Origin of the sequence: Bacillus sp. ATD, assembly GCF_050585765.1 — a bacterium.
Taxonomy (GTDB): Bacteria; Bacillota; Bacilli; order Bacillales; family Bacillaceae; genus Bacillus; species Bacillus stercoris.
Map to the genome: position 1 here is coordinate 1 of NZ_JBOBQH010000038.1, position 255 is coordinate 255.

Annotated in this window: 3 tRNA genes; all 3 read left to right on the plus strand. The window is 56.5% G+C overall.

The window, feature by feature from the left end:
• Window positions 1-2 precede the first annotated feature (2 nt).
• The 3 genes from ACQXR1_RS22230 (at window position 3) to ACQXR1_RS22240 (ending at window position 255) form a co-directional block, all read left to right on the plus strand.
• Window positions 3-79 (plus strand) — tRNA-Met (locus ACQXR1_RS22230).
• 11 nt (window positions 80-90) lie between these two features.
• Window positions 91-167, plus strand: a tRNA-Asp gene (locus ACQXR1_RS22235).
• Between the two features lie 12 nt (window positions 168-179).
• Window positions 180-255: transfer RNA gene (locus ACQXR1_RS22240), tRNA-Phe, on the plus strand.

Sequence of the window (255 nt, forward strand, 5' to 3'; positions counted from 1 at the left end):
ATCGCGGGGTGGAGCAGTTCGGTAGCTCGTCGGGCTCATAACCCGAAGGTCGCAGGTTCAAATCCTGCCCCCGCAACCAAATTTTAAAATGGTCCGGTAGTTCAGTTGGTTAGAATGCCTGCCTGTCACGCAGGAGGTCGCGGGTTCGAGTCCCGTCCGGACCGCCATTTAAATACTTAGGCTCGGTAGCTCAGTTGGTAGAGCAACGGACTGAAAATCCGTGTGTCGGCGGTTCGATTCCGTCCCGAGCCACCA